Here is a 25,266-nt window from a genome sequence, read left to right on the forward strand (position 1 = left end):
TGGGGAGATGTCTTTGCATCTCCCTGACTGCACCCTTATACTACCAGACAATCGTGGCATTTCTTTGTGGAGTTTTTGAACAATTTGCAAATAGATTTTCAGGTGTTTTCAAAGGAGGCCCCGCCCGGGGGGGTTTCTCCGAAGACCGTCCGCTGGGGTGGGACTGGAGTCCCGGGCTGTTCGCGGAGAAAGCTTCCTACTGGCCTGCATTCATGCTTTTACTGCGCCCCGAAAAATTCCTTGGCGATGTCCGCGCTGCGCTTGGCATCCTTGGCGTACCAGTCCGCGCCGATCTTCTCGGCATATTCCGGGGTCAGCACGGCACCGCCCACCATGATCTTGCAGTCCAGGCCCGCTTCGTGCAGGGCGGCGATGGTCTCCTCCATGCTCTTGAGGGTGGTGGTCATCAGGGCGGAAAGGCCCACCAGATGCACATTCTTTTCCCGCACAGTGTTCACCACCGTCTCCACCGGCACATCACGGCCCAGGTCGATCACCTCAAAGCCGTAGTTCTCCAGAATCACCTTGACGATGTTCTTGCCGATGTCGTGCACGTCGCCCTTGACGGTGGCCAGCACGATGCGGCCCTTGCTGGCGCTGCCCTCGCCCTTCTGGGCAATGACGTTCTTGATCTCCTCAAAGGCGCTCTGGGCAGCACTTGCGGCCTGCAGCAGCTGCGGCAGGAACAGCGTTCCCTTCTCGTACTTGGCGCCCACGATGTCCAGCGCCGGGATCAGTGCTTCGTCCACCACTTCCAGCGGCTGCTTTTCGGCCAGCAGTGCCTTGGTCTGGGCGGCAGCATCACCCTTCAGGCCCTTTTCCACTGCCTTCATCAGTGGAGCGTAAGGGCCGGTAAGCTCTGCACTCTCACCGGATGCGGATGCCGAAGCCGCAGGCACCACCTGCGCGGCCTGCCGGATGGCTGCGGATGCAGGCACATGGTCGGCATACCGCTCAATGTACTTGGTGCTCTGCTGGTCGCGGTTGGTCAGCACGTTGTAAGCATACACCGCCGCCATCATCTCCTCGCTGGAAGGGTTCATAATGGCGAGGTCAAGGCCCGCATACATCGCCATGGTGAGGAAGGTGGTGTTCAGGTACGGGCGGCAGGGCAGGCCAAAGCTGATGTTGGACACGCCCAGAATGGTGCGCACCCCCAGCTCTTTTTTGCAGGCTTCCAGTGCCTGCACGGTGGCCAGAACGTCCTTCTGCTGGGCGCTGGCGGTCAGGGTCAGACAGTCGATGTAGATGTCCTCCCGCGGGATGCCGACGGCAAGGGCCGCCTCCGTGATGCGGCGGGCAATGGCCACCCGGTCCTCGGCGGCGGGCAGGATGCCCCGCTCATCGATGGCAAGGCCCACGATGGCCGCACCGTACTTTTTGCACAGGGGCAGGATCGCGTCCAGCTTTTCCTGCTCGCCGTTGGTAGAGTTGACGATGGGCTTGCCGTTGTACACGCGCAGACCGTTTTCCAGCGCCTCCACATTGGAGGAATCCAGCTGCAGCGGCAGGCTGGTGACGCTCTGCAGGGCCTTGACCACCTTGGGCATCAGGGCAGGCTCGTCCACGCCGGGTGCGCCCACGTTCACATCCAGCACCTGAGCACCGGCTTCCACCTGACTGACCGCCTGCTCCAGAACGTAGTTCATATCCTCTTCCCGCAGTGCCTGCTGGAAGCGCTTTTTGCCCGTGGGGTTGATGCGCTCACCCACCACCGTGATGCCGTCCACATTGACAAAGTCCACCGGCGTACACAGCACCGAGGGCATTTTGTGGGCCGAACGGCCGGGTACGCAGCCTGCAAAAACGCTGTTCAGCAGCTTGATGAACTCCGGCGTGGTGCCGCAGCAGCCGCCCGCCGCAAACAGGTGCAGGTCCCGGTAGGGCTTCATTTCCATGGCGAAGAGCTGCGGAGTGATATCGTAGCCGCTGCCGTCGGCCCGGGGCAGGCCCGCATTGGGCTTGACGAACACCGGAAAGTCGCCGGGCACAGCCTCTGCCAGACGCTTTGCCATGGGGAAGATCTCCTTGGGGCCCAGTGAGCAGTTGATGCCCACCGCGTTGGCACCCAGGCCACGGGCGGTCACGCCGAAGCTTTCCACCGTGCAGCCGGTAAAGGTGCGCCCGCCGGCTTCAAAGCTCATGCTGGCTAAGATAGGCAGGCCGCTGTTTTCCTTTGCGGCCAGCAGAGCGGCTTTCAGCTCGTACAGATCGGTAAAGGTCTCAAAGAAAATGAGGTCGGCCCCGGCGGCAGCGCCTGCCCGGACGATGCGCGCATACTCGCTCACCGCATCCTCAAAGGCCAGCGTTCCGCTGGGTTCCAGCAGTTCTCCCAGCGGGCCGACATCCAGCGCGGTCAGGGCACCGTAGGGCGCACAGGCGCGCTTGCAGTTGGCGATGCCCGCCGCAATGATTTCTTCCAGACTGTAGGCGCTGCCCGCCAGCTTGTGGGCCGATGCGCCAAAGGTGTTGGCGTTGACGATGCGGCTGCCCGCAGCGGCATACTTGGCATGGATGCTCTCGATCAGCTCCGGGTTCGTGATGTTCAGCTCCTCCGGCTTTGCACCCAGCTTCAGGCCCGAAGCCTGCAGCATGGTGCCCATGCCGCCGTCCAGCAGGACGGTATTGCTCTGCTTGAAAAGTTCACTCGCTTGCACAGGTCTTTCCCCTCTTTCTATACTCACACCGGGTGCGCAGCACGCAGTGGCCGCACCCGGCCAGTTTTCCCTTTACCGGGTGGCCGCTGACCCCCAGAATGGCCGTCACGCTCTTGCGCGGGGTCATCAGGTTGGTATCGGTCACACACAGGCCCGCCCGGCGCACCGTATCCAGCGCGTTTGCCACCAGCGGCTGTACTGCAATATCCCAGTCACCGTAGCCGGGCGAAAACCGCCCGGTCAAATACTTTCCCTCTTTTGCGGCCCACTGGCGCAGCTCTGCTTCGGCTGCGTCTGCGGCCTGCTCGGCCAGCGCGCTGCCCAGTGCGTCGGACGCAACGCCCGCCGCGATATCTCCCACACCGGCACGGCGGATCTGTGCATCCACGCCGGGGCCCAGCGTCACAGCCAGCAGCACCGCCTGCGGACAGTTTTCCAGATGCTTCATCACATCCCCACCCCGCAGGATGCCTGCTTCGGCAAGGGCAGCCGTGTCCGCTTCCAGCCAGACCGCCCGGGGCGTTGCCGCCGCCAGCAGCGGCATGGCGCATGTTTCCAACAGGGTCATGGTGCGGTCGTCCGGTTCCCCTCTGGCCCCGAAATACCGCGCTGCCTGTGCTATATCGATCGCCGCCGGTTTTGCCAGCACCAGCGGCTGCGGTGCACCGATCATCCGCCGCACCTCCTTGCTTTTTTGAAATAAAGTGGTCTTAAGTATACCGCACCTGTGGGATTTTATCAATCCCGCAGAGCGGCGGATAAAAGAAAACTCCCTCAGTCACAGCTCACGCCGTGCCAGCTCCCTCAAGGAGGGAGCCTCTGTCGAAAAGGTAAGCTTTTCGGTTTTGCCAAAGGCCCCATCCCAGAGGGGGCTGTCTGTGAAGCAGACTGGGGGAGTTCGTTCTTTATTTGATGCAGCTGGAACAGGGCGTATAGCCTGCTTCCACGGCTTCCTGATAGCTGGAGAAGAGGATCTGGTTCTTCTCTGCCGGCAGGTTCGGGCAGGTAGGCAGATGGAACTTTTTGCTGTTCACATTGCCAATGTACGCCTGCTGGGCCGTGCTGGATGCCGCCGGGTCGGTGGGGTTCAGCGCGGAATCTGCCGCAAAGTGCTCGGTGCCCACGGTGTAGTTCTGGCCGTCGGAACCAATAGTGATGGTGCCCTGCAGGTCGGTGCGGTAGACATCCACCCCGGCGTCCCGCAGGATGCTCAGGGTCTCCTCGTGGGGGTGGCCGTACTTGTTGTTCACACCGCAGGAGATGACTCCCATTTCCGGCAGCACCGCATTCAGGAAGAGGTAGCTGGTGGAGGTGCTGGAACCGTGGTGGCCCACCTGAAGAACATCGGCCCTGAGGTTGGCACCGCTGTTCACAAGGTCGGTCTCCGCCGTCTTTTCCATGTCGCCGGTCAGCAGGAAGCTGGTGGAGCCGTAGTCGATGCGCAGCACGAGGGAGGTATCGTTGGTGTCGCTGTACTGTGCCACTGGCCCCAGCATGGTCACGGTAGCGCCGCCCAGCGGCCACATCGTGCCCACGGCGGGCACCTCTACCTGCAGGCCCTGCTGTTGGGTGTACTTGACAAAATCCTGAAAGCACTTGGTGGAGGCATCGGCCACCGGGCTGTACACATGGTACGCCGGGAAGTAGGCCAGTGCGGCAGCCAAGCCGCCTACATGATCCTCGTGCGCGTGGGAGCAGAACACATATTCCAGCTGTTCCACCCCCTGACTCTGCAGGTAAGAGACAATGAGACTGCCGTCGTCCACATTGCCGCCGTCGTAGAGCATGAACTGTCCGTCGCATTCCACCAGCACACTCAGCGCCTGGCCCACATCGATGAAATGCACCTCCAAGGGTGCGTCCACTGTATCCACAGCCGCCGCAGCAGAAGCGGACGGGTTCGGCACTACATCGGCGCTTCCGCCCGGGACGGACGGCAGCCCGCTGCAGCCCGCAAGGCTCAGCACCAGTGCGGCGGCAGCGGCCAGCGCAGCAAGGCGCTGCCACAGGCCTTTCTTAGGCGCGTTTACTTTTTCTTCTTTCCAGTTTTCCACGTTGTGTTCTCTTTCTGTTGATCGTTTTTTGGCTTGCGCGCTGGTGCCGAATGGGGCGCAAAGCGTGCGCCGGGGCTGGGCGCACGGCCTGTCGGTGCAGCGGCACGGCTCTGGCCGTGGGCAGGCTTGCCGTTATGGCCCTTCTGGTTCGGGCGCACCGTGTAGGTGCCGTCATTGTGGATCGTCACATCGGCGGCTTCGGCCCGGCGGGCAGAGCGCTGCACGGCGCGGCGGCCTGCGGCGGGCACCAGCAGGGGGATTAGGTCCTCCCGGTGGGTCATCTTCAGCGCCTTGACTACCTTCTCGGCGTTGCGAGGCTCGTAGTATTGCAGCAGCGCCCGCTGCAGCGCCTTGCCCTCGGGGGTCTTTTCCACGAACACCGGCTTCAGGGTGTAGGGGTCAAGGCCGGTGTAGAACATGCAGGTGCTCACAGTGCCGGGGGTGGGGTAAAAATCCTGCACCTGTTCCGGGCGCATGTGGTTTTTATAAAGATATTCTGCCAGATAGACCGCATCCTTGAGAGTGCTGCCCGGGTGACTGGACATCAGATAGGGCACCAGATACTGCTTTTTGCCGGCCTTTTTGCTCAGCTCATAGAATTTATCCTTGAACTTGTTGAAGGTCTCGATGGGCGGCTTGCCCATGTAGGCCAGCGTGTTGGGAGCACAGTGCTCCGGAGCCACCTTCAGCTGGCCGGACACATGGTACTCCACCAGTTCCTTGAAGAAGGTATCGTCCGGGTCGGCCATCAGGTAGTCGAACCGGATACCGCTGCGGATGAACACCTTTTTCACGCCCGGCAGCTCCCGCACCCGGCGCAGGATCTTCAGGTAGTCGCTGTGGTCCACGATCATGTGGGAGCAGGTGGTGGGGGCAAGACAGTGCTTGCCGCCGGTGCACATGCCCCGCAGCATCTGCTCCCGGCAGGAGGGAAAGCGGAAGTTTGCGGTGGGGCCGCCCACATCGTGGATGTAGCCCTTGAAATCCGGCTCGTGGGTCATGCGCTCCGCTTCTGCCACGATGCTGTCTGCGCTGCGGCTGGTGACACGCCGCCCCTGATGCAGCTGGATGGCGCAGAAGTTGCAGCCGCCGAAGCAGCCGCGGTTCTGGATGATGGAGAACTGCACCTCCCGGATGGCGGGCACGCCGCCCATGCTCTCGTAGATGGGGTGGTAACGGCGGGTGTAGGGCAGAGCGTAGACCTTATCCAGTTCCCCGCGCACCAGCGGCTTTGCGGGGATGTTCTGCACCAGATACTTCTCGCTCTGCTTCTGCACGATGATCTGGCCGCTGACCACGTCCTGATTGTCCATCTGGATGCGGCAGGCCTTGGCATACGCCGTCTTATCCGACGCCACCTTTTTAAAGCCTGCGCACTCCACGTAGCGCTCGGGCAGATGGTCGAAGTCGGTCATGTAACAGGTGCCGTCCACGTCCGTGATGCTCTCCACCGGTTCCCCGGCGGCAAGGCGGCGGGCGATCTCCACGGTCTGGTGTTCGCCCATGCCAAAGCTGATGATGTCTGCGCCGGAATCCTCAGCAATGCTGGGCAGCACGGTGTCCAGCCAGTAATCGTAGTGGGCAAAGCGGCGCAGGGACGCTTCCAGACCGCCTAAGATCACCGGCAGGTCGGGATAGGCCTGCTTGGCAAGGCGGGTGTACACGGTGGCGCTGCGGTCCGGGCGTGCGCCGCCCTTGCCGCCGAGGGAGTATTCGTCCTCGGCGCGGGGGATCTTTGCCACGGAATAGTGGCTGACCATGCTGTCCACGTTGCCGCCGCCGATGAAGAAGCCGTACTTGGGCTTGCCGAACCGCTTGAAGTCCTCGCAGTCGGTGTAGCGTGGCTGGGCCAGCACGCCGATCTTATAGCCCTCGGCTTCCAGCAGACGGCTGATGATGGCAGTGCCAAAGCTGGGGTGGTCCACATAGGCGTCGCCGCCCACCACCACAAAGTCCAGCTGCTCCCACCTGCGGGCCTCCATATCGGCCCGGCTGATGGGAAGAAATTCGGTGTAGATCTTAGGGGAAGAGTTGTCCATAATGCTCCTTATCTTTATGTTTCATCCGGTTGGTTCATCTGCATTTCCAGCCACTGCTGGCGGCTGATAAGCACAGCGCGGGGCTTGGCACCCTCGTAGGGTCCGATGATGCCTTTTTGTTCCATCTCGTCCATGATACGGGCCGCGCGGGCGTAGCCCAGCTTGCAGCGGCGCTGCAGCAGGCTGGTGGAGGCCTGACCGGCATCGATGACCACCTCCACGGCCTGCTTGAACATCGGGTCGGTATCGGGATCCTCGTCGGAGTCCGCGCCGCCGCTGCCCTTCTTGCCGTCCTGAATGGCGTGCTTTTCCATGGCTTCGATCATGGCTTCGTCATACTGCACGGTGCCGCTCTGCTTGATGAAGTCCAGCACACGGCTGATCTCCTCATCCCGCACGAAAGTGCCCTGAATACGGGTAGGCTTGGGCGCACCCACGGGCATGAACAGCATATCACCCATGCCCAGCAGCTTTTCGGCACCGGAGCCGTCCAGAATAGTGCGGCTGTCCACCTGACTGGACACTGCAAATGCGATGCGGCTGGGGATGTTGGCCTTGATCAGGCCGGTGATCACGTCCACGCTGGGGCGCTGGGTGGCTACGATCAGGTGCATACCGGCGGCGCGGGCCTTCTGGGCGATGCGGCAGATGGAGTCCTCCACATCCTTGCCCACCACCATCATCAGATCGGCCAGCTCGTCGATGATAATGGCGATGTAGGGCATCTTTTCCAGATCAGGCCGTTCTGCGGCCAGCTTGTTGAAAGACTTGATGTCGCGCACATTGTTCTCTGCAAACAGACGATAGCGGCGCTCCATCTCCTGCACCGCGCTGCCAAGGGCACCTGCGGCCTTTTTCGGCTCGGTGACCACCGGCATCAGCAGGTGGGGAATACCGTTGTACTCGGCCAGCTCCACCACCTTGGGGTCGATCAGCAGCAGCTTCACGTCCTCCGGGCTGGAGCGGAACAGCAGGCTCATGATGATGCTGTTCACGCACACGGATTTACCGCTGCCGGTGCTGCCTGCAATGAGCAGATGGGGCATCTTGCACAGGTCTGCCACCTGTGCCACACCGGCAATGTCCTTGCCAAGCGCAATGCCCAGAGGTGAGGTCATGCGCAAAAAGCTCTGGCTCTCGAACACGCTGCGGATATACACCGGGGTCTTTTTGTGGTTGGGCACCTCAATGCCCACGGCAGGCTTGCCGGGGATGGGTGCTTCCATACGCACATCTGCCACCGCAAGGTTCAGGGCGATATCGTCTGCCAGCGAGGTGATGCGGCTGATCTTGACACCCGCCATGGGCTGCACTTCGTACCGGGTGACGGAGGGTCCACGGGAGATATCCAGCACACGGGTGCGCACGCCAAAGCTTTCCAGCGTATCCACCAGCTTCTGGGCGTTGGCTTTCAGCTCTTCCTGCGCGCCGGGGTCGGTCTCGTCCTGCGATTTTTCAAACAGCTCAATGGGCGGATACTGGTACTGATAAGTATCCACCGGTTCGGTCTCGTCCACAGGGGCCGCTGCCGCGGCCTGCTCGGAAGCAGCAGGCTTTTCCATTGCCGCTGCCACCAGCGTGCTGATATCCTTTTCCTCCACCGGTTCGCTGGTAATGCTGATCCAGCCGTCCTCGTCGGGTGTGCCGCGCATGGCAACGGCGTTTTCGGCGCTCACCCGGGCGGGTGCCGCCGGGACTGCGGGCTGGATGGGCACGGCGGGCATCTCCGGCGTGACTGCCGCTGCCGGGCTTTCCGGCTGGGCCGTCGGCATTGCCGGGGTCATGACCGGAGTATCAAAACTTTCCGCTGCCGCAGGCTGCACCGGCTGTGCAGCCTTTGCAAAGAAATCGGATGCATCGGTCTCCACTGCGTCCTGTACGATGGGCTGCGGGGCAGGTCTGGGGGCCGGGCGCAGCGGGTTCTGCCCAAAGGTGCCGCCCGGGCCCACGATGAGCGGCTCGATGGGTTCGCTGCCGCCCTCCTTCACCTCAGTGTGGTCGGGGCCAAGGTCTACGTCAAAGGAAGCCCGGGGCCGGGATACCCGTACCTGCACCGGCGTGATGGCCGGGGCGGCAGGCTCCGGCTGGGCAAGCGGCTGGCCGGAAGTATCTGCGGGCGGCTCCGGCTGCGGGGCGGCCTCCGGCTCCTCCGCCTCCATCTCTTCGGTCACCTTGTGGCCCCAGTGGCGGATGCCGTTCAGCCAGTCCGGCACACCGATGCGGAAAGCCGGAGTTTCCATCTCCTCTTCGGCATCTTCCTCATCCCGGTATTCATCTTCTGCTTCGTCGTAGTCTTCCTCAGCCTCGGCTTCTGCCGCGCGGGCAGCGGCACGTTCAGCGCGGCGGGCTGCGCTCTGCTGCGCCATGGCCGCACCCTTTGCGTGCACGCCGCCAAACGCAGCGCACAGCCATTGCCACACCTCTGCCGGGGTCAGATCAAAAATGTACAGGCTGACACACAGTGCCAGCACGATCATGATAAGGGTTGCCGCAGGCCGTCCGCACAGCAGCAGCAGGCTGCCGCCCAGCAGTGCGCCCAACGCACCGCCGCCGATCCATGCATTCACGCCGTTTGCGTAGCAGGCAGCTGTCATCTGGAATGCCGACATGCCCTGCGGCTGGATATCGGAAAAAACGATCACCGTGCCGCAGGCAAACACCAGCCCAAGAACCAGCTTGAAGATCTTGGGCAGAAGGTCTTCGCCCCGGGTATACTGCACAGCGAGGCAGCACACTGCCGCGCCCAGTACAAAGCTGCCGCAGCCAAAAAGTCCGAACAGCACATCGTGCAGGGCCTTCCATGCCGAATCTCCCTCCACAAAGGCCAGCACCACCAGCAAAAGGCCTGCAAACAGGGTGCCAAGCCCTGCCGGGAGCCGCTGTTCTGCGCGCTTTTTGCGCGATGCTGCGCGCCGTGTTGTCGTTTTACGTTTTTTTGTTGCCATGTTTCTTTGTTCCCCGCGTTTGTAGTAGACACACTATTTGATTTTATTATTGTACCACGCAGGGAAGAAAATGGCAAACCTATTGTTGTACAAAATCGGCCTTCATTTGCGTTCAATCTCTTTATACAGCCACGCCAGCGCATCCGAAAGTCCGCCCAGCTCGTCGATGAGCTTTTCCTTCACGGCCCGGCGTCCATCCAGCACGGTGCCCATGTCCATCACCAGCTCGCCGGTGTGGAGCATCAGGTCGGTGTAGCGTTTTTCGGTCATGCCGCTGTGGGCCGCTACGAAGCCGGTGATGCGCTGCTGCATCTGCTCAAAGCTGCGCATGGTCTGCGGCACCCCCAGAATGACGCCGGAATGCCGCACCGGGTGCACGGTCATGGTGGCTGTGGGCACGATGAAGCTGCGCCGGGCGCTGACGGCAAGTGGGATACCGATGGAGTGCCCGCCGCCCAGCACAAGCGTTGCACTGGGTTTGGACACGCTGGCGATCAGCTCCGCCAGCGCAAGGCCTGCTTCCACATCCCCGCCTACCGTGTTCAGCAGCACCAGCAGGCCCTCGATGCGAGGATCTTCCTGCGCGGCCACCAGCTGCGGGATGACATGCTCATACTTCGTGGTCTTCTGGCCCTGCGGCGCTTCCGAATGGCCTTCGATCTGGCCGATGACGGTCAGGCAGTGGATCACATGCTCCCCGCGGGCCAGCGTGACCGTGCCCAAATCCTCGATCTCTTCTTTTTCCAGCCGACGCGCGTCGGTCAGCTGCGTTTCATCGTTCATATGCTTTCCTCCTGCGTTTTCTGTCAGCATTCCCCAGCCTGTGCCGGGCTATGCAGACCCGCTGCAGCAAAAAAGCGGTAACATTTCATAAAAATTTTTTGAGAATGATTTGACATTCTCCATCGGTGCAGTATACTTTAAATAATTGACTGTAATATCTGCAATATGAACCCGTAAACGGATCGGGGTTTCTTTGTGCCGCATCTGTAAAGCAGGCAGCTGCGGCAAGTACTGCGATAGAGCGAAAGGAGAAAGTATTCTATGAACACTCCTGCAAGGGCTTCGCTTCCCGTTATCAAGCGTCTTCCCAAATATTACCGCTATCTGTGCTCTCTGCAGGCGGACGGCATCAACAGCATTTCTTCCCGCGAGCTGGCTGCTCAGATGGGCACCACCGCTTCGCAGGTACGGCAGGACTTCAACTGCATCGGCGATGTGAATGGCCGGCAGGGCATTGGCTACTCGGTGGAAAACCTGCTCTCCATTCTGGAAGGCCTGCTGTTCGGCAACGGCGACCGCCTGCCCACCATCCTGATCGGCTGCGGCCGTCTGGGCAAGGCAGTGAGCCGCTTTATCACCACCGACACCAACGGCTACCGCCTGATCGCCGCCTTTGATGTGGCACAGAGCGAGGTGGGCAAGGAGATCAGCGGCATCCAGATCCGCCATATCGACGAGCTGGAGTCTTTCTGTGCCGAGCATCACCCCAAGGTCGCAGTGCTCTGTGTGCCCCGCGACGGTGCGGAACAGGTCAGCGGCCGTCTGGTGGATCTGGGCATCGAGGGCTTCTGGAACTTCTCCCACTATGACCTCTCTGTGCCGTATCCCGATGTGGTGGTGGAGAACGTCCATCTGGGCGACAGCCTGATGAGCCTTGGCTACCGCCTGCGCAATCAGGACTGAACGTACCTATTGTAAGTAATAAGAGAACCCTCTCAGTCAAAGCCTGAGATGCCGCTGAACCCTCTCAGTCTCGCATACGCTCGACAGCTCCCCCGAAAGGGGAGCTTTATGAGTGGGGACGGGAAAGTTTCTGCTTCTCCGGCGAAGGACAGCCTGCCCGGAAGATGCAGAAAAGCTCCCCCATCGGGGGAGCTGGCAAAGCCGTCAGGCTTTGGCTGAGAGGGTTCTTTCTGTAAGGAGAGTTTTTCAAATGGCAAAACTGTATTTCCGTTACGGCGCGATGAACAGCGGCAAGAGCACCGCCCTGATGCAGGTAGCCCACAACTACGAAGAACAGGGGATGCGGGTGCTGATCCTCAAGCCACAGGTGGACACCAAGGGCGGCGGTGAGCTGGTGAGCCGTCTGGGCGTGCGCCGCAAGGCTGATCTGCTGATCCCGCCGGAGACGGACGTGTTCGAGGCCGTGCGCACGGCCAACGCTGACGGTGCGCCGCTGGCCTGCGTGCTGTGCGACGAGAGCCAGTTTTTCACTGCGCAGCAGGCAGAACAGCTGTTCATGGTCACGGTGGATTTGAACATTCCGGTGATCTGCTACGGCCTGCGGGCAGATTTTTCGCTCAAGGGCTTTCCCGGCTCTACCCGCCTGCTGGAGCTGGCCCACACCATCGAGGAGATGAAGACTATCTGCACCTGCGGCCGCAAGGCCATCTGCAACTGCCGCAGGGTGAACGGCAGATTCGTCTTTGAGGGCGAGCAGGTGGCCATCGATTTGGAAAACGATGTGCAGTACGTGAGCATGTGCCCCCAGTGCTATTTCAAGGCAAAGCGCGCGTTCTACGCCGAAAAAGCTGCTTCGCGGGTCGAATAAGCTTGTATACAAGGCTGCTGTGTCCAACGACACGGCAGCCTTTCTTTTTTATTCCCGGCCCACAGGCGCAGTCCACGCAGCAGCGCAAAATATGTTGCTGTCGGTGCTTCTTCACCTCCCAAAAGGGCGAAAAAGCACCGATTTCCATGCCCGAAGACCGGTGCCGGATGCCCGCCGCAAACAATTGATATATCAGAGTGAACATTTTTTGCGCTATTGATATATCAGTTCAAAGACTCCCATCCGGGCTTTTTAAGCTGGTGTTCGTCCACAATGTATGCAACGCTTCCACGTTCTGAAACGGAATGTTTACAAAATTATTGCAAAATTCGACGTTCCCCCTATGATGCATCCCAGTTTTCTATGCAAAATGGCGAAGTATACATGTTGCACAGTTTTTCGAGCCAAGTTTATTCATTTCAGCAAAGGCGTCAATTCTCGCGCGAAAACAAGAGCAATATTTGTACGTTTTTTGTTTAGATATCTGCAATTTGCGTCTTTCTTTTTGGTTGTTGTTTTGTTATCATAATTGTATACAACGGGGTATGTGCAGAACCCCGTGCGAGATGATGTTTTCTGTATTTAGGAGGAGAACGAAAATGAGCAAGGCAATTTCTCGTCGTGATTTCATGAAGGTCACCGGCGCTGTGGGCGCTGCCGGCCTTCTGGCTGCCTGCGGCGGCAACTCTGCCGCATCCAGCTCTGCTGCTTCCACCGCTTCTTCCGCTCCCGCTGCTTCTGCAGACGAGAGCCTGGCACTGTCTGACGGCCCTGTTTCCATGACCATCAGCTGGTGGGGCGGCGACAGCCGTCACGAGGCTTACCAGAACGCCATCAAGGAGTTCCAGGCTGAGCACACCAACATCACCATCGAACCCACCTTCGCCGCATGGTCCGGCTGGGAAGAGAAGATGGCAGCTGCCTTCATCGCTGGCAACGCACAGGATGTGTGCCAGGTGAACTGGAACTGGCTGTACAACTACTCTGCCGACGGCAGCAAGTTCGTGGACCTGAACACTGTTTCCAAGTTCCTGGATCTGACCCAGTGGGATGACGCTGCCATGGACGCCTGCTACGTTGCAAACAGCCAGCAGTGCGTGCCCGTTTCCATGACCGGCCGTATCTTCTTCTGGAACATGACCACCTTCAACAAGGCTGGCATCACCGAAGTTCCCAAGTCTCTGGATGATCTGATGGCTGCCGGCAAGGCATTCAAGGAGAAGCTGGGCGACGATTACTACCCCATGCATCTGGGCGCATACGACCGTATGATCCTGATGGTGTTCTACCTCGAGTCCAAGTACGGCAAGGACTGGGCTGACCCCGTCACCTCTACCCTGAACTACACCGAGGACGAGATCGCTGAGGGCATCGACTTCATCAAGAGCCTGGTGGATGGCCACGTCATGATGAACCTGAAGACCTACTACTCCGCAAACTCTGATACCGCTACCCACCAGTCCAACGAGTGGATCACCGGTAAGATCGCAGGCATCTTCGAGTGGGATTCCGCTGCTTCCAAGTACTCCTCCGCTCTGGATGATGCCAACAAGGACGGCTTCACCGTTGGCGAAGAGATCAAGTTCGGCGACAACAACGGCGGCTTCTCCAAGGTCTCCATGGGTCTGGCCATCACCAAGACCAGCAAGTGCGTTGCCGAGGCTGCTACCCTGATCAACTTCCTGCTGAACGAGGAGAAGGGCGCTTCCATCATGGGTTCCGAGTGCGGCATCCCCGCTTCCAAGGCTGGTCTGGCTGCTGCTCAGGCTGCCGGCGCTGTCAAGGATCTGGTGGCTGAGGCAAATGCCAAGGTCATGGCCTTCACCACCAACAAGCTGGATCCCCTGTTCGAGAACAACGACCTGAAGGCTTCCGGCACCGGCATCTATCAGGAAGTGTTTGATACCGTTGACTACGACGGCGTTGCCGGCGCAGACGTTGTTGACACCCTGCTGGACGGCATGGAGTCTGTTGGTTACACCATCGGCTAAGTTACATTTTTGAGTGCCGCCGTGTGCGGTCACGCACAGAAAAGGGCACCCTTTGACTGAACCTGAGGGGCACCTGCCGCCCGACCGGCAGATGCCCCTTTTTTGTCAAAGATATATTACAAAATCTTGACAAAGCTGTATCCAGTCTGTTACCCCTTCGTCCGTCTCATGCTCCGAAATTCCTTAAAAAGGAGGATTTCCCAGATGAAAGAAAGCAATGCTCCCGCCATCGGGCGTACCCCGTTCCAGAAATGGCTGGACAAATATCAGGGTCTGTTTTATCTGATCCCCTGGATCATCGGCTTCGTCGTCTTTAAGGCAGTTCCCTTCGGTCAGTCGCTGTACTACAGCTTCACCGATATGAACTTCTTCAAGAGCGGCACCCAGTTCGTTGGTCTGGCCAACTACATCACGGCCTTTACCACCACCAAGATCACCAAGGCACTGCTCATCACCTTCAAGTACGCTTTCATCACCGTGCCTCTGAAGCTGGTCTTTGCGCTGTTCATCGCATACATCCTGAACTTCAAGATCGCATGCGTCAACCTGTTCCGCACGGTGTACTACATTCCCTCCATTCTGGGCGGCTCTGTTGCAATCGCCGTTCTGTGGAAGGCTGTGTTCAGTGTGGACGGCCTGCTCAACACCGTGCTGCGCGCTGTCACCTTTGGTCTGGTGCAGGGCCCCGAGTGGCTGTCTGACCCCAGCTACGCGCTGTGGATCATCTGCTTCCTGCGTATCTGGCAGTTCGGTTCCGCCATGGTGCTGTTCCTGGCCGCTCTGAAGGGCGTGCCTGCAGACCTGTACGAAGCCGCTACCATTGATGGTGCCGGCAAGTGGCGTCAGTTCTTCTCCATCACCGTTCCGATGATCACCCCCATCATCTTCTACAATCTGGTCACTCAGATCTGCCAGGCTTTCCAGGAGTTCAATGGCCCCTACATCATCACCAACGGCGGCCCCCGTGGTTCCACCACGCTGATCTCTCTGCTGGTTTACAACTACGCATTCAAGTCTTATGACATGGGTATGGCATCCGCTCTGGCATGGATCATGTTCATCATCGTCTGCATCCTGACGATCATTGCATTCACCAGCCAGAAGAAGTGGGTCTACTACTCTGACGAAAGGTAAGGTGACCAGTATGGGAATGAAAGCATCGAACAAAATCGCGACCTTCTTCAAGTATTTCGTCCTGATCCTGGTCGGCATCATCATGATCTATCCTCTGCTGTGGATGATCAGCGCTACCTTTAAGGACAACAGCGAGATCTTTGCAGGCATCAGCCTGTGGATCAAGCACCCCACTCTGGATGGCTACCGCGGCGCACTGAACAACTTTGGCGGTTCCATCAACATCCTGCAGGCCATGCTGAACACCTACAGCTACGTCATCCCCAAGGTGATCTGCACGGTGGTCTCCGCCTGTGTGGCTGCCTACGGCTTTGGCCGCTTCGATTTCCCCGGCCGTAAGCTGATGTTCAACATCATGCTGGCCACCCTGTTCCTGCCGCAGGTCGTTCTGAATGTGCCGCAGTACCTGCTGTACAACAAGTTCGGCTGGCTGGACAGCCCCTTCTATCTGGCTATCTGGGTGCACTGCGCATTTGCGACCGAGACCTACTTCGTCTACCAGCTGGTGCAGTTCATGCGCAATGTCCCCCGTGATCTGGACGAAGCCGCTGCCATCGACGGCTGCTCTTCCTTCCAGACCCTGTACAAGGTCATCGTGCCCATGCTTGGCCCCGCTCTGGTGTCCTGCGCACTGTTCCAGTTTATGTGGAGCTGCAACGACTTCATGGGTCCGCTGCTTTACGTCAGCACTCCCGGTAAGTACCCGATGTCCCTGTTCGTCAAGCTGTCCATGGACGGTGATACCGGTTTCGCATGGAACAAGATCCTTGCTCTGTCCCTCATCTCTATCCTGCCGCAGCTGATCGTCTTCTTCTGTGCACAGGACCAGTTCGTTGAAGGTATCTCTGCCGGTGCCGTCAAGGGCTAAGCCCTTTCCCCGCACAGCGTAAGATCATCTGATACAAACAAACACCCCCTGTGCCGTTCCCGTAGATGGCGCAGGGGGTGTTTCTTATTTCTTATGTCCTTTGCGGTACTGCAGTGGGCCAGTACCCATCACCTCGCGGAACACCCGGCGGAAATGGGCGGCGCTGGCAAAGCCGGTCTGCTCGGCTACCGCACTGATGGAAAGCTCGGTCGTTTCCAGCAGCTTCTGGGCCGCTTCGATGCGGCGGTTGTTGATGTAATCCACGATGGACTGGCCCGTTACCCGCCGGAACAAACGGCTCAGGTAGTAGGGCGAAAGATAAAACTGCGCCGCCACCTCGGTGAGGGAAAACTTCTGCCGGTAATTGGCCGCAAGGTAGGCGCAGATCTGCTCCACCGTTTCGTTGTGGGGACGCGCCACGGCGCTGCTCTCGGCAATGCACTCCTGCTCCACATAGTGCAGGATCAGCAGCAGGTACAGCGGGCCGGGGTAATCCTGCTCGGTGCTGGCGCTGGCCATCATTTCCAGCAGGGTACGGATGCGGCTCTGCCACTGCACCGGTGCGTACAGCACTGTGCGCTCCCCGGGCGCAAACAGGCGGCCGAAATCCCGCCCGGCTGTGTTTTTCAAATCATGCAGCATCCCCAGCGGAAAGTGGCACCCCACGATCTGCGGCACGGCGCTGCCGGTCTGTGCAAAGCGGCAGCCGCCGGGGCCAAGCAGCACGGCGCTGCCGGGGTTTACCAGCACATTCCCGCCCTCGTATTCCAGCGTGACGCTGCCCTCCGACACCAGCAGCAGATAGCAGGTGTCCTCATCCGGCGGCAGCTCGTAGCGGCCAATATTCAGCCGCAGGATGGCAGCGGCCACCTTGCCGGTGATCTTTTCACGTTCTGATCTCATAGGTAACTCCTTCAGTCGCGACTGATGCCGCGCCAGCTCCCTCAAAGAGGGAGCCTCTGGCGAAGAGGAAAAGCTTTCCGGTATGCCAAAGCCTCCATCACGGATGGAAGTGGCAAACCCGCGAGGGTTCGACGGAAGGGGTTCCCTTCATTCTAATCTTTATCATATCATGTCCGCTTCCTGCGGGCAAGACAAAACCATCAGGAGGTTCTCCCATGAATCTGTCGCTTATCCGTTCCATGACGCGCAGCGCTGTTTTCGAGCTGGAAAACGGCCTGTGCTATCGTCCGGCCCACCCGTTCACCGTTACCCTGAACGGAAAGACCGTCTACGGAGCCTGCCAGACCAACGTGTTCTCCCTGTTCTCCCTGCTGCCCGGTACGGAGTACACGGTGGGTGTGCAGGCCGAGGGCGAAAGCCTGACCTGCACCTTTACCACCGAGGCCGAGACCTTCTTTGTGGATGCTTCCCGCTACGGTCTGGTGGCTGACGGCACCACGGACAACACCCTCAAGCTGCAGGCGGCTCTTTCCACCTGCCCCAAGGGCGGCACAGTGTACGTGCCCGCAGGCCGCTACCGCACCTGCAGCCTGTTCCTGAAAAGCAACACCACCCTCTATCTTGAAAAGGGCGCTGTGCTGCTGGGCGACAATGACCGCACCCACTACCCCATCCTGCCCGGCGTGATCCCCAGCGAAAACGAGGTGGATGAATACTACCTGACCGGCTGGGAGGGCAACCCGCTGGACAGCTTTGCGGGTCTGTTGAACATCACGCAGGTGCACGATGTCGTTGTGACCGGCGAGGGCACGCTGGACTGCGATGCTGAGAACGGCGACTGGTGGGTGACTCCCAAGATCAAGCGCATCGCATGGCGGCCCCGCGCTGTGGCTGCTGTGGACAGCGAGAACATCTGCCTGCACGGCATCACGGTGCAGAACAGCTATTCGTGGACGATCCACCCCATCTTTGTCAAGCACCTTGACCTGCTGAACTTCAACATCAACAATCCTTACAATGCCCCCAACACCGACGGCATCGACCCCGAAAGCTGCGAGTATATCCGCATCATCGGCGTGAACATCCATGTGGGCGACGACTGCATTGCCATGAAGGCCAGTAAGGTATTCCTTGGCATGAAGCTGAAAAAGAGCTGTGAGCACACCGTTATCCGCAACTGCCTGTTGGACAAAGGCCATGGCGGCATCGTCATTGGCAGCGAGATGAGCGGCGGTGTGAAGGATATGGTGGTCACCCAGTGCCTGATGGATCACACCGACCGCGGCCTGCGCGTCAAGACCCGCCGTGGCCGCGGCAACACCGCCGTCATCGACGGGCTGGTGTTCCGCAACGTGGAGATGCGCGGTGTCAAGGCACCCTTCGTCATCAACATGTTCTACTTCTGTGACCCGGACGGCCACGGCCCCTATGTGCAGTGCCGCGATGCCATGCCCGTGGACGAGTACACCCCGAAGCTGGGCAGCCTGACCATGGAGGACATCGTCGCCACCGACGCTCAGTTCGCGGGATGCTACTTCGACGGCCTGCCGGAGCAGCCCATTGAGCGCGTTTCCATGAAGAACGTCACGATCACCTTTGACCCCAATGCCGAGGCCGGTCAGGCCGCTATGGCGGATAACCGCCCTCTGGTGAAGAAGCTGGCCATCTACGCCGAGAATGTCAAGGAGATCGACCTGCACAACGTGAAGATCGAGGGCTACGAGGGCGAACGCCTGCACTTTGCAAATGTCGGCCATTTTGAGGAGGACTGATACCATGACCCATGAAGAAATTCTTGCCATGCTGGGCGATTACGTGGACTACCTGATCGCCAATTCCAGCGCCGAAGCACCCATGTGGAACATCGAGAAGGTGCGCAGCGGCAAGCCCAACAAGTGGAACTACATCGACGGCTGCATGATCACGGCCTGCCTGAGCCTGTACAAGACCACCGGCGACGAGAAGTATCTGAACTTCTCCAAGAGCTTCATTGATTCCTTTGTGCAGGAGGATGGCTCCATCAAGACCTACGACCCCAAGGAGTACAATCTGGATAACGTGAATCAGGGCAAGAACCTGTTCACCCTGTACGATATCTTTGGGGATGAAAAGTACCGCAAGGCCATCGAGACCATCCGCAGCCAGCTGGCCACCCAGCCCCGCACCAAAGAGGGTAATTTCTGGCACAAGGACATCTACCCGTGGCAGGTGTGGCTGGACGGCACCTACATGGCCCAGCCCTTCTACATGGAGTACGAGACCCGCTTTAACAAGATGCAGGGCTGCATCGACAGCTACAAACAGTTCATGAATATCAAAAAGCACATGCGGGACGAAAAGACCGGCCTGTACTACCACGGCTACGATGAGAGCCGCCAGATGTACTGGGCCGACCCCGTCACCGGCTGCAGCCCCAACTTCTGGCTGCGTGCCATGGGCTGGTTCATGGTGGCGATGGTAGATGTGCTGGAGCGGATGGACGAGCAGCTGTACAACGAGTACCGCGGCATCATGGCAATGCTCAAGCAGACCATTGAGGATGTGCACAAATTCCAGGACGAGGAGACCGGCATGTTCTGGCAGGTGATGGATCACCCCGGCGTGGAGGGCAACTACCTCGAGACCAGCGGCACCGCTCTGTTTGCCTACGCGGTGCTCAAAGGCGTGCGTCTGGGCTACCTGCCCAAACGCATGGCCGCATGGGCCGAAAAGGCTTTCTACGGCACCTGCGACAAGTACCTCTCCAAGAACCCGGATGGCAGTCTACAGCTGGACGGCATCTGTCTGGTGGCGGGTCTCGGCGGCAAAGATCACCGCGACGGCTCTCTGGCCTACTATTTCAGCGAGCCGGTGGTCTGCAACGATGCCAAGGGTGTCGGCCCGCTGGTGCTGGCTTACACCGAAATGATCGCACGCAAGTAAACTGCATATCGTGGGCGGGCAGCTTTCTTGCCGGACACGAGTCGGGCCATTCCATCGCCCGCAGGGCTGTTGCAAAACAGCGTCTCTTTAAAATGTTGAAAACAGCCGCATTCACCGTACAAAACGGGCAGAACGCTGAAAACTCAAAGGCAGATCTCAAAAAAATGAGATAGGCAGCCCCTTTCGGGGAAGCCTATCTCATTTTTTCGTTGGTGCTGTTTTGCAACAGCCCCTTCTCTATGGAAAGAGGTTCAACATGAATTCTCGAAGATGGCTTATCAGAACTTGAACAGGTTCACGATGCGCTGCCACAGGCGGGTAAAGATATTGCCTTCTTCCACCGTCTCAGTCACGGCTACAGTGGTGTCGGCAGCAGCCACGGTTTCAGCGGTCTTGTAGACGAACTTCACGCTGCTCTCGGCATCGTCCGGTGCACCGGCAAAGCTGGTGTAGTCGTTCAGGCGGTCGGTCATCTCGTCCAGCACGGTCTTCAGGCCATGGAGCTGATCCTGATCCAGCGCGCCGGTCAGTTTGGAGATGCCTTCCTCGTTGAACTGGTTCAGACCGTCGTTCAGCTGGCCTGCGCCGTCATTCAACTGACCTGCACCGGTGTTCAGGGTGTTCACGCCGTCATACAGGGTCTTGGTGCCTGCAGCCAGCTGTGCGCTGCCATCCTTTGCGGAGTGGGCACCGTCCGCAGCGGTCTGCACGCCTGCGGTGTACTGGTTCACGCTGGAAACAAAGAACTGGATCTGAGAAAGGCTGGTTTTCAGGGCGCGGACATCGGCCATATCCTGACTGTTCTCCACCTGATACTTCAGCTCAGCCTTGGCGGTGTTCTTTGCATCGGCATTGGTCACCATCTCCAGAGCGCCGGTCAGCATGGAAGCGTCAAAGTTCTGCATCAGCTTGAGGGCTGCTTCCAGATCGTGGTTCGTCTTGGTCGCGGACAGATACAGGGCCAGATCCAGCTGGCTATCCTTGAAGCTGGGTTCCTGCTCCCAGATGGTGCGCACCATCTTTTGCGGCCGGCAGCAAGGGTCTTATCGTTCATGGTGAGGATGTTGTCGATCACAGCCTCGTAGTTCGACCATGTCATGTCCTCGTCGATCAGGCCGCCTTCCTTCAGGGTCTTGTTGGCAGAAGCCAGCACACCGTCAGCCACCTGCTGCGCACCGGCGTTCAGTGCTGCATTGTTGGCGCTCAGGGTGTCCAGACCGTTGGTCAGCTGGCCAAGGCCGTCGTCCAGAGCGGCAGCGCCGTTGTTCAGGGTGTTGGCACCGTCCAGCAGGGCCAGAACACCGCCTGCCAGCTGAGAGGTGCCGTCCACCAGCTGGGAAGCGCCGTCCATGAGCTGGCTCATGGCATCGTTCAGCTGGTTGATGCCATCGGTCAGGTCGTTGATGCTGCTCAGGTCAAACACATTGTCCGTGCCAAGAGCAGCGGTGCTGGTAGCGCAGGCCACCATGACCTGCGGGCAGGTAAAGTCTTCCACATCGGCTTCCACCGTCACGGTGTCCTGCAGATAGTCTTCGATGCTGTTCACCTCATCGGGCAGCAGGCCGGACAGGGAATCCTTCACGCCCGGCAGGGTGACAAAGGCGGCAACGCTGCTTTTGGCGGCGCTTTCGATCATACCGTGTTCTGCGGTCACGTTGGCAGCATCCCCGCCCAGAATGACGCCCACAGCGGTGATCAGCGGAGTGACGATGGTGCGGTCCTTGCCGTTCACGTTCACGGTGCCGGTCTCGTTGTTCTTCAGGTTGACGGTCACAGTCAGGTGGCCGCTCTTGCCAATGATGTCCTCAAGGGCGGCTTCCTGACCGTCCAGAGCGTAGGTCACCTTCACATCGATGGGCAGGGCCTTGTCGGTATTGCCCTTGTAGTAAACATCGGTGTCGTTGGTGTTCCACACCAGCTCTTCCCCGTTCTGGGTGAACTCGGCATCGCTCTCAGTGTTCTGGATGTCGGTCAGGGTGGTCTTGTCGGTGACGTTTGCAAGGCCGGAGGCGCTGTACAGGTGCTCGCTGACGGTGGTGCTCTTGATGGAGCCGTCGCCGTTCATCACAGCATAGACGGTCTCGGATTTGGAAAAGCTGCTCTTACCAGCTGCAAATGCGGGCATTGCACAGCCTGCGGCGAGGGTGAGAGCCAGCGCCGCACTGGCGAAACGAAGCGATTTTTTCATAACGTAATTACTCCTTTTCAGACTTCTTGGCGTTGGCGGATTCGGGTACCATCCACTTGAGGGTGGTGTGGCGGATGATCCAGTCGCACAGCATCAGGGCTGCGGGCAGCATCACCAGAATGACCACCATGCTGATCAGTGCGCCGCGGGAGATCAGCAGGCAGATGCTCTTCAGCAGCTCCATCTTACTGATGGCAGCCACACCGACGGTGGCGGCAAAGAAGGTCAGGCCGCTGGTCAGGATGGACTGGCTGCAGTGCTCCAGCGACTGCTGGGCGGCTTCCTTCGGGGTGCGGCCAAAGGCGCGCTCCTCGTGGTAACGGGTGGTCATCAGGATGGAGTAGTCCACGGTAGCACCCAGCTGGATGGTGCCAATGACGATGCTTGCAATGAAGGGCAGCTGCGTACCGGTGAAGTACGGGATGCCCATGTTGATGGCGATGGCGGCTTCAATGCTGGCCACCAGCAGCGCCGGGATGGAAATGCTCTTGAAGGAAACGGCGATGATGACCAGAACGGCCATGATGGACCAGACGTTGACGTTCTTGAAGTCCACATCTGCCACTTCGATCAGGTCTTTCGTCATGGCACCCTCGCCGGTGATGACGCCCTCGGGGTCAACGGTCTTGATGAGGGAAATCATCTCGTCCAGCTGGTTGTTGATGGCGTCCGTGCCGGTCTTATAGGAGCTGTTGGCAAGGATCAGCTTGTAGCCGCCGGACTGCAGGATCTCCATGATGCTGTCGGGCAGCAGCTCGGTCTGGAAGCCCGGGCCGGTGATGGAATCCAGACTTACCACCTGCGTAATGCCATCCACGTCCTTGAGTTCATCGCACAGGTCGCTCACCTCAGTGGCGGTCAGGTCGTCATGCACCAGAATGAAGTGGCTGGTGGTCATGCCGAAGTCCTCGCCCAGCTTGTTGGTGCCCACGATGCCGGTCAGGTCCTGCGGCAGGGAGTCGAACAGAGTGTAGTAGACCTCGGTCTTGTTCTGCGCGATGGCAAAGGGGATGAGGATGAGGATAAAGATAACCACGATGGGCACCGAGTGGTTGGAAACAAAGTAGCTGAGCTTTTTCAGCTTGGGGATCACGGTGCGGTGCTTGTACTTTTCCACCCATTTATCAAAGGTAAGGATCAGGGAGGGCAGGATGACCACGGTGCAGATGACACCGAGGGCAACGCCCTTTGCCATGACAAGGCCGATATCGCGGCCCAGCGTCAGGCGCATGGCACACAGTGCAAGGAAGCCCGCGATTGTGGTCAGGCTGGAAGCGGAGATGGAGGTCATGGTCTTGCAGATGGCGCTGGACATGGCCTCCTCGTTGGAAGAGCGCAGCTCCTTCTCTTCCTGATAGCGGTGCAGCAGGAAGATGGAGAAGTCCATCGTGACACCCAGCTGCAGCACGGTGGCCAGTGCTTCGGTGATGTAGCTGATCTGGCCCAGAAAGATGTTGGTGCCGAAGTTGTACGCAATGGGGAACAAAAGACCCAGCATGAACAGCAGCGGGGTGATGGTGCTTTCCAGCGAAAGGAACAGCACCAAAAGGCTGGCACCCACGGCGATCAGGATGTACATGGGCATTTCCTGATTGACCAGTGCCTTGGTGTCCTGCAGGATAACGCTCATACCGCCGAAGAAGCAGTCCTTACGCAGCAGCTTTTCGATCTGAGCAACGGCTTCCATGGTTTCGTCGCTGGCGCTGGGGGCGTCAAAGCGGACGATCAGCATGGTGGAATCGTTTTTGCCGAACATGAACTGCTGCACATCGGCGGGCAGCATCTCGGTGGGGATGCTGGGGTCGATCACATCGCTGAGCCAGAAGGTCTGGGTCACGCCGGGAACAGCCTCGATGTCCTTCTTCATGGCGATCAGTTCGTTTGTGGGTAAGCCTTCTACCGTGATCATACCGGTGGAGGCCAAATGGAAATCGTCCTCAAGGGCTACCTCGCCGATCATGGAGTCCAGATCCTGCGGCAGGTAGGTGAGGATGTCATAGTTGATGCGGGTAGCAATTGCGCCGATTGCGGAAGGGATCAACAGCAGGAATGCTACTGTCAGGATCAGCTTGCGCAGCCGCACAATGCCCTGTGCGATCTTTTTCATGAGAACCCTCCATAGAAAATGGTTAAAAATCTTAGTAAAATGACTGGTGGTCATTTCCAAGCAAACACTATTATAACCATGACAAACCGGGTGTCAAGTGCAAAAATGACCAGAAGTCAGTTTTCTTATCAACTGCCTGAAATTGTATAGCTTTTTTGACTTGCACTATCGGGAAAGGACTGCTAAAATGATTGAGACAACACAAATGAGCGAATGAAAACGAGCGGAAAAGAGGAATCGTCAGGGAATATGGGTACCGTGGAGGGCAAAAAGCAGGAGAAGCGCCGGGCACTGCTGGAGGCAGCCTATGATTTGTTTCTGGAGCGAGGTGCCGCAAAAACCAGCGTAGAGGACATCACCAGCCGGGCCAAGGTGGCCAAGGGCACCTTTTATCTGTATTTTCAGGATAAGGGTGCGGTGATGCAGGCGCTGCTGGGCCGGGTGAGCTACCAGCTGCTGAGCGATGCGTGCGAAGCGGTGGAAAAGCAGACAGAGCTCGAAAACTTCCCGGACAAGATGGTGGCGGTGATCGACCACATCATCGAAGCACTGCGGAAGGATACGCTGGTGCTCAAGTTTCTGGAGCACAACTTCATATGGCCGGGGCTGGACCAGATCGAGGCCAGCCGCGAAGCCGAGCCGCTGATGCGCAAGCTGCTGAATGTGGTGCTGACCAGCCCGGAAATGGCCGGCCGCACCGAGCGGGAGATCTACCAGCGCATCACGGCACTGGGCAGCATGTGCATGTCGGTGTGCTATTCCAGCGTGCTGGAGGGCAAACCCGATGATATTGAAGCCATGAAGCCGGTGCTGTACGATATCGTCCGCAGGTCGCTGAAGGCGGAAAAATAAAAAATCACAGAAAAGTATTGCTTTTTTGCACAGGCTGTGGTAAACTATTCAA

Annotated in this window: 18 protein-coding genes; 8 read left to right on the forward strand and 10 right to left on the reverse strand. The window is 59.0% G+C overall.

The genetic code is table 11. The annotated features are described in order from the left end of the window. Nucleotides 1-218 precede the first annotated feature (218 nt). The 6 genes from PXT33_RS12690 to PXT33_RS12715 all read right to left on the reverse strand — a co-directional run bounded on the left by PXT33_RS12690 (nucleotide 219) and on the right by PXT33_RS12715 (nucleotide 10,508). The gene (locus PXT33_RS12690) at nucleotides 219-2,657 is read right to left on the reverse strand and encodes a homocysteine S-methyltransferase family protein (RefSeq protein WP_332376727.1); all 2,439 of its coding nucleotides are present in this window, start codon (nucleotides 2,655-2,657) and stop codon (nucleotides 219-221) included. Next, nucleotides 2,644-3,330 (reverse strand): methionine synthase, encoded by a 687-nt coding sequence (locus tag PXT33_RS12695; protein WP_207698502.1) that lies wholly within the window; start codon nucleotides 3,328-3,330, stop codon nucleotides 2,644-2,646. Before PXT33_RS12695 ends, PXT33_RS12690 begins: the two co-directional genes overlap by 14 nt. 232 nt (nucleotides 3,331-3,562) lie before the next feature. Next, nucleotides 3,563-4,711 (reverse strand): MBL fold metallo-hydrolase, encoded by a 1,149-nt coding sequence (locus PXT33_RS12700; RefSeq protein ID WP_207698503.1) that lies wholly within the window; start codon nucleotides 4,709-4,711, stop codon nucleotides 3,563-3,565. Then, the gene (locus PXT33_RS12705) at nucleotides 4,684-6,750 is read right to left on the reverse strand and encodes a YgiQ family radical SAM protein (protein ID WP_347070361.1); all 2,067 of its coding nucleotides are present in this window, start codon (nucleotides 6,748-6,750) and stop codon (nucleotides 4,684-4,686) included. Before PXT33_RS12705 ends, PXT33_RS12700 begins: the two co-directional genes overlap by 28 nt. 14 nt (nucleotides 6,751-6,764) lie before the next feature. Beyond that, complete coding sequence (locus PXT33_RS12710) at nucleotides 6,765-9,695, reverse strand: DNA translocase FtsK (protein WP_332376729.1); 2,931 nt, start codon at nucleotides 9,693-9,695, stop codon at nucleotides 6,765-6,767. A gap of 102 nt (nucleotides 9,696-9,797) precedes the next feature. Then, nucleotides 9,798-10,508, reverse strand: a complete 711-nt coding sequence (locus PXT33_RS12715) for a ClpP family protease (RefSeq protein ID WP_390509639.1) — start codon at nucleotides 10,506-10,508, stop codon at nucleotides 9,798-9,800. A 231-nt stretch (nucleotides 10,509-10,739) separates the two neighbouring features. Between PXT33_RS12715 and PXT33_RS12720 the strand changes: the two genes are divergently transcribed. The 5 genes from PXT33_RS12720 to PXT33_RS12740 all read left to right on the forward strand — a co-directional run bounded on the left by PXT33_RS12720 (nucleotide 10,740) and on the right by PXT33_RS12740 (nucleotide 16,242). Continuing rightward, nucleotides 10,740-11,381 carry a redox-sensing transcriptional repressor Rex gene (locus PXT33_RS12720; RefSeq protein ID WP_005942917.1) on the forward strand — a complete coding sequence of 214 codons (642 nt, stop codon included), beginning with the start codon at nucleotides 10,740-10,742 and terminating at the stop codon, nucleotides 11,379-11,381. Between the two features lie 250 nt (nucleotides 11,382-11,631). Then, a complete protein-coding gene (locus tag PXT33_RS12725) occupies nucleotides 11,632-12,249 on the forward strand; it encodes a thymidine kinase (protein WP_005942920.1) in 618 nt (205 codons plus the stop codon). Between the two features lie 599 nt (nucleotides 12,250-12,848). Further along, complete coding sequence (locus PXT33_RS12730) at nucleotides 12,849-14,240, forward strand: ABC transporter substrate-binding protein (protein WP_049935300.1); 1,392 nt, start codon at nucleotides 12,849-12,851, stop codon at nucleotides 14,238-14,240. 204 nt (nucleotides 14,241-14,444) lie between these two features. Continuing rightward, on the forward strand, nucleotides 14,445-15,374 hold the full coding sequence (locus tag PXT33_RS12735; protein ID WP_120079897.1) for a carbohydrate ABC transporter permease: 930 nt from the start codon (nucleotides 14,445-14,447) through the stop codon (nucleotides 15,372-15,374). 10 nt (nucleotides 15,375-15,384) lie between these two features. After that, on the forward strand, nucleotides 15,385-16,242 hold the full coding sequence (locus PXT33_RS12740; protein WP_097773851.1) for a carbohydrate ABC transporter permease: 858 nt from the start codon (nucleotides 15,385-15,387) through the stop codon (nucleotides 16,240-16,242). 84 nt (nucleotides 16,243-16,326) lie between these two features. Here PXT33_RS12740 and PXT33_RS12745 read toward each other — a convergent pair whose 3' ends face one another. After that, entirely contained in the window at nucleotides 16,327-17,145 is an 819-nt protein-coding gene (locus PXT33_RS12745) for an AraC family transcriptional regulator (protein WP_332376730.1), read from the reverse strand. A gap of 215 nt (nucleotides 17,146-17,360) precedes the next feature. On the opposite strand from PXT33_RS12745, the gene PXT33_RS12750 reads away from it, so the two are divergent. Further along, complete coding sequence (locus PXT33_RS12750; protein WP_332376731.1) at nucleotides 17,361-18,917, forward strand: glycoside hydrolase family 28 protein; 1,557 nt, start codon at nucleotides 17,361-17,363, stop codon at nucleotides 18,915-18,917. Nucleotides 18,918-18,921: 4 nt separating this feature from the next. Continuing rightward, nucleotides 18,922-20,067, forward strand: coding sequence for a glycoside hydrolase family 105 protein (locus PXT33_RS12755; protein WP_097780804.1), 1,146 nt, complete (start codon nucleotides 18,922-18,924; stop codon nucleotides 20,065-20,067). 278 nt (nucleotides 20,068-20,345) lie between these two features. Here the strand turns inward: PXT33_RS12755 and PXT33_RS12760 are convergent, their stop codons facing one another. From PXT33_RS12760 to PXT33_RS12770, 3 genes are read right to left on the reverse strand one after another with little or no spacing between them, the layout of a single operon-like run. Next, entirely contained in the window at nucleotides 20,346-21,086 is a 741-nt protein-coding gene (locus tag PXT33_RS12760) for a hypothetical protein (RefSeq protein WP_347070362.1), read from the reverse strand. Beyond that, a complete protein-coding gene (locus tag PXT33_RS12765; RefSeq protein ID WP_347070363.1) occupies nucleotides 20,972-22,255 on the reverse strand; it encodes a hypothetical protein in 1,284 nt (427 codons plus the stop codon). Before PXT33_RS12765 ends, PXT33_RS12760 begins: the two co-directional genes overlap by 115 nt. Nucleotides 22,256-22,262: 7 nt before the next feature. Then, complete coding sequence (locus PXT33_RS12770) at nucleotides 22,263-24,362, reverse strand: RND family transporter (RefSeq protein WP_097780802.1); 2,100 nt, start codon at nucleotides 24,360-24,362, stop codon at nucleotides 22,263-22,265. A 249-nt stretch (nucleotides 24,363-24,611) separates the two neighbouring features. Between PXT33_RS12770 and PXT33_RS12775 the strand changes: the two genes are divergently transcribed. Beyond that, nucleotides 24,612-25,214, forward strand: a complete 603-nt coding sequence (locus tag PXT33_RS12775) for a TetR/AcrR family transcriptional regulator (protein ID WP_005942961.1) — start codon at nucleotides 24,612-24,614, stop codon at nucleotides 25,212-25,214. Nucleotides 25,215-25,266 lie beyond the last annotated feature (52 nt).

The sequence above is a fragment of the Faecalibacterium taiwanense genome (genome assembly GCF_036632915.2).
Lineage (GTDB): Bacteria > Bacillota > Clostridia > Oscillospirales > Ruminococcaceae > Faecalibacterium > Faecalibacterium taiwanense.

Coding starts and splice junctions, on each gene's coding strand:
- PXT33_RS12695 (WP_207698502.1), bottom strand. CDS start 3,330: ATGATCGGTGCACCGCAGCCGCTGGTGCTGGCAAAACCGGCGGCGATC.
- PXT33_RS12705 (WP_347070361.1), bottom strand. CDS start 6,750: ATGGACAACTCTTCCCCTAAGATCTACACCGAATTTCTTCCCATCAGC.
- PXT33_RS12710 (WP_332376729.1), bottom strand. CDS start 9,695: ATGGCAACAAAAAAACGTAAAACGACAACACGGCGCGCAGCATCGCGC.
- PXT33_RS12715 (WP_390509639.1), bottom strand. CDS start 10,508: ATGCTGACAGAAAACGCAGGAGGAAAGCATATGAACGATGAAACGCAG.
- PXT33_RS12720 (WP_005942917.1), top strand. CDS start 10,740: ATGAACACTCCTGCAAGGGCTTCGCTTCCCGTTATCAAGCGTCTTCCC.
- PXT33_RS12725 (WP_005942920.1), top strand. CDS start 11,632: ATGGCAAAACTGTATTTCCGTTACGGCGCGATGAACAGCGGCAAGAGC.
- PXT33_RS12730 (WP_049935300.1), top strand. CDS start 12,849: ATGAGCAAGGCAATTTCTCGTCGTGATTTCATGAAGGTCACCGGCGCT.
- PXT33_RS12735 (WP_120079897.1), top strand. CDS start 14,445: ATGAAAGAAAGCAATGCTCCCGCCATCGGGCGTACCCCGTTCCAGAAA.
- PXT33_RS12740 (WP_097773851.1), top strand. CDS start 15,385: ATGGGAATGAAAGCATCGAACAAAATCGCGACCTTCTTCAAGTATTTC.
- PXT33_RS12745 (WP_332376730.1), bottom strand. CDS start 17,145: ATGAGATCAGAACGTGAAAAGATCACCGGCAAGGTGGCCGCTGCCATC.
- PXT33_RS12750 (WP_332376731.1), top strand. CDS start 17,361: ATGAATCTGTCGCTTATCCGTTCCATGACGCGCAGCGCTGTTTTCGAG.
- PXT33_RS12755 (WP_097780804.1), top strand. CDS start 18,922: ATGACCCATGAAGAAATTCTTGCCATGCTGGGCGATTACGTGGACTAC.
- PXT33_RS12760 (WP_347070362.1), bottom strand. CDS start 21,086: ATGGTGCGCACCATCTGGGAGCAGGAACCCAGCTTCAAGGATAGCCAG.
- PXT33_RS12765 (WP_347070363.1), bottom strand. CDS start 22,255: ATGAAAAAATCGCTTCGTTTCGCCAGTGCGGCGCTGGCTCTCACCCTC.
- PXT33_RS12770 (WP_097780802.1), bottom strand. CDS start 24,362: ATGAAAAAGATCGCACAGGGCATTGTGCGGCTGCGCAAGCTGATCCTG.
- PXT33_RS12775 (WP_005942961.1), top strand. CDS start 24,612: ATGGGTACCGTGGAGGGCAAAAAGCAGGAGAAGCGCCGGGCACTGCTG.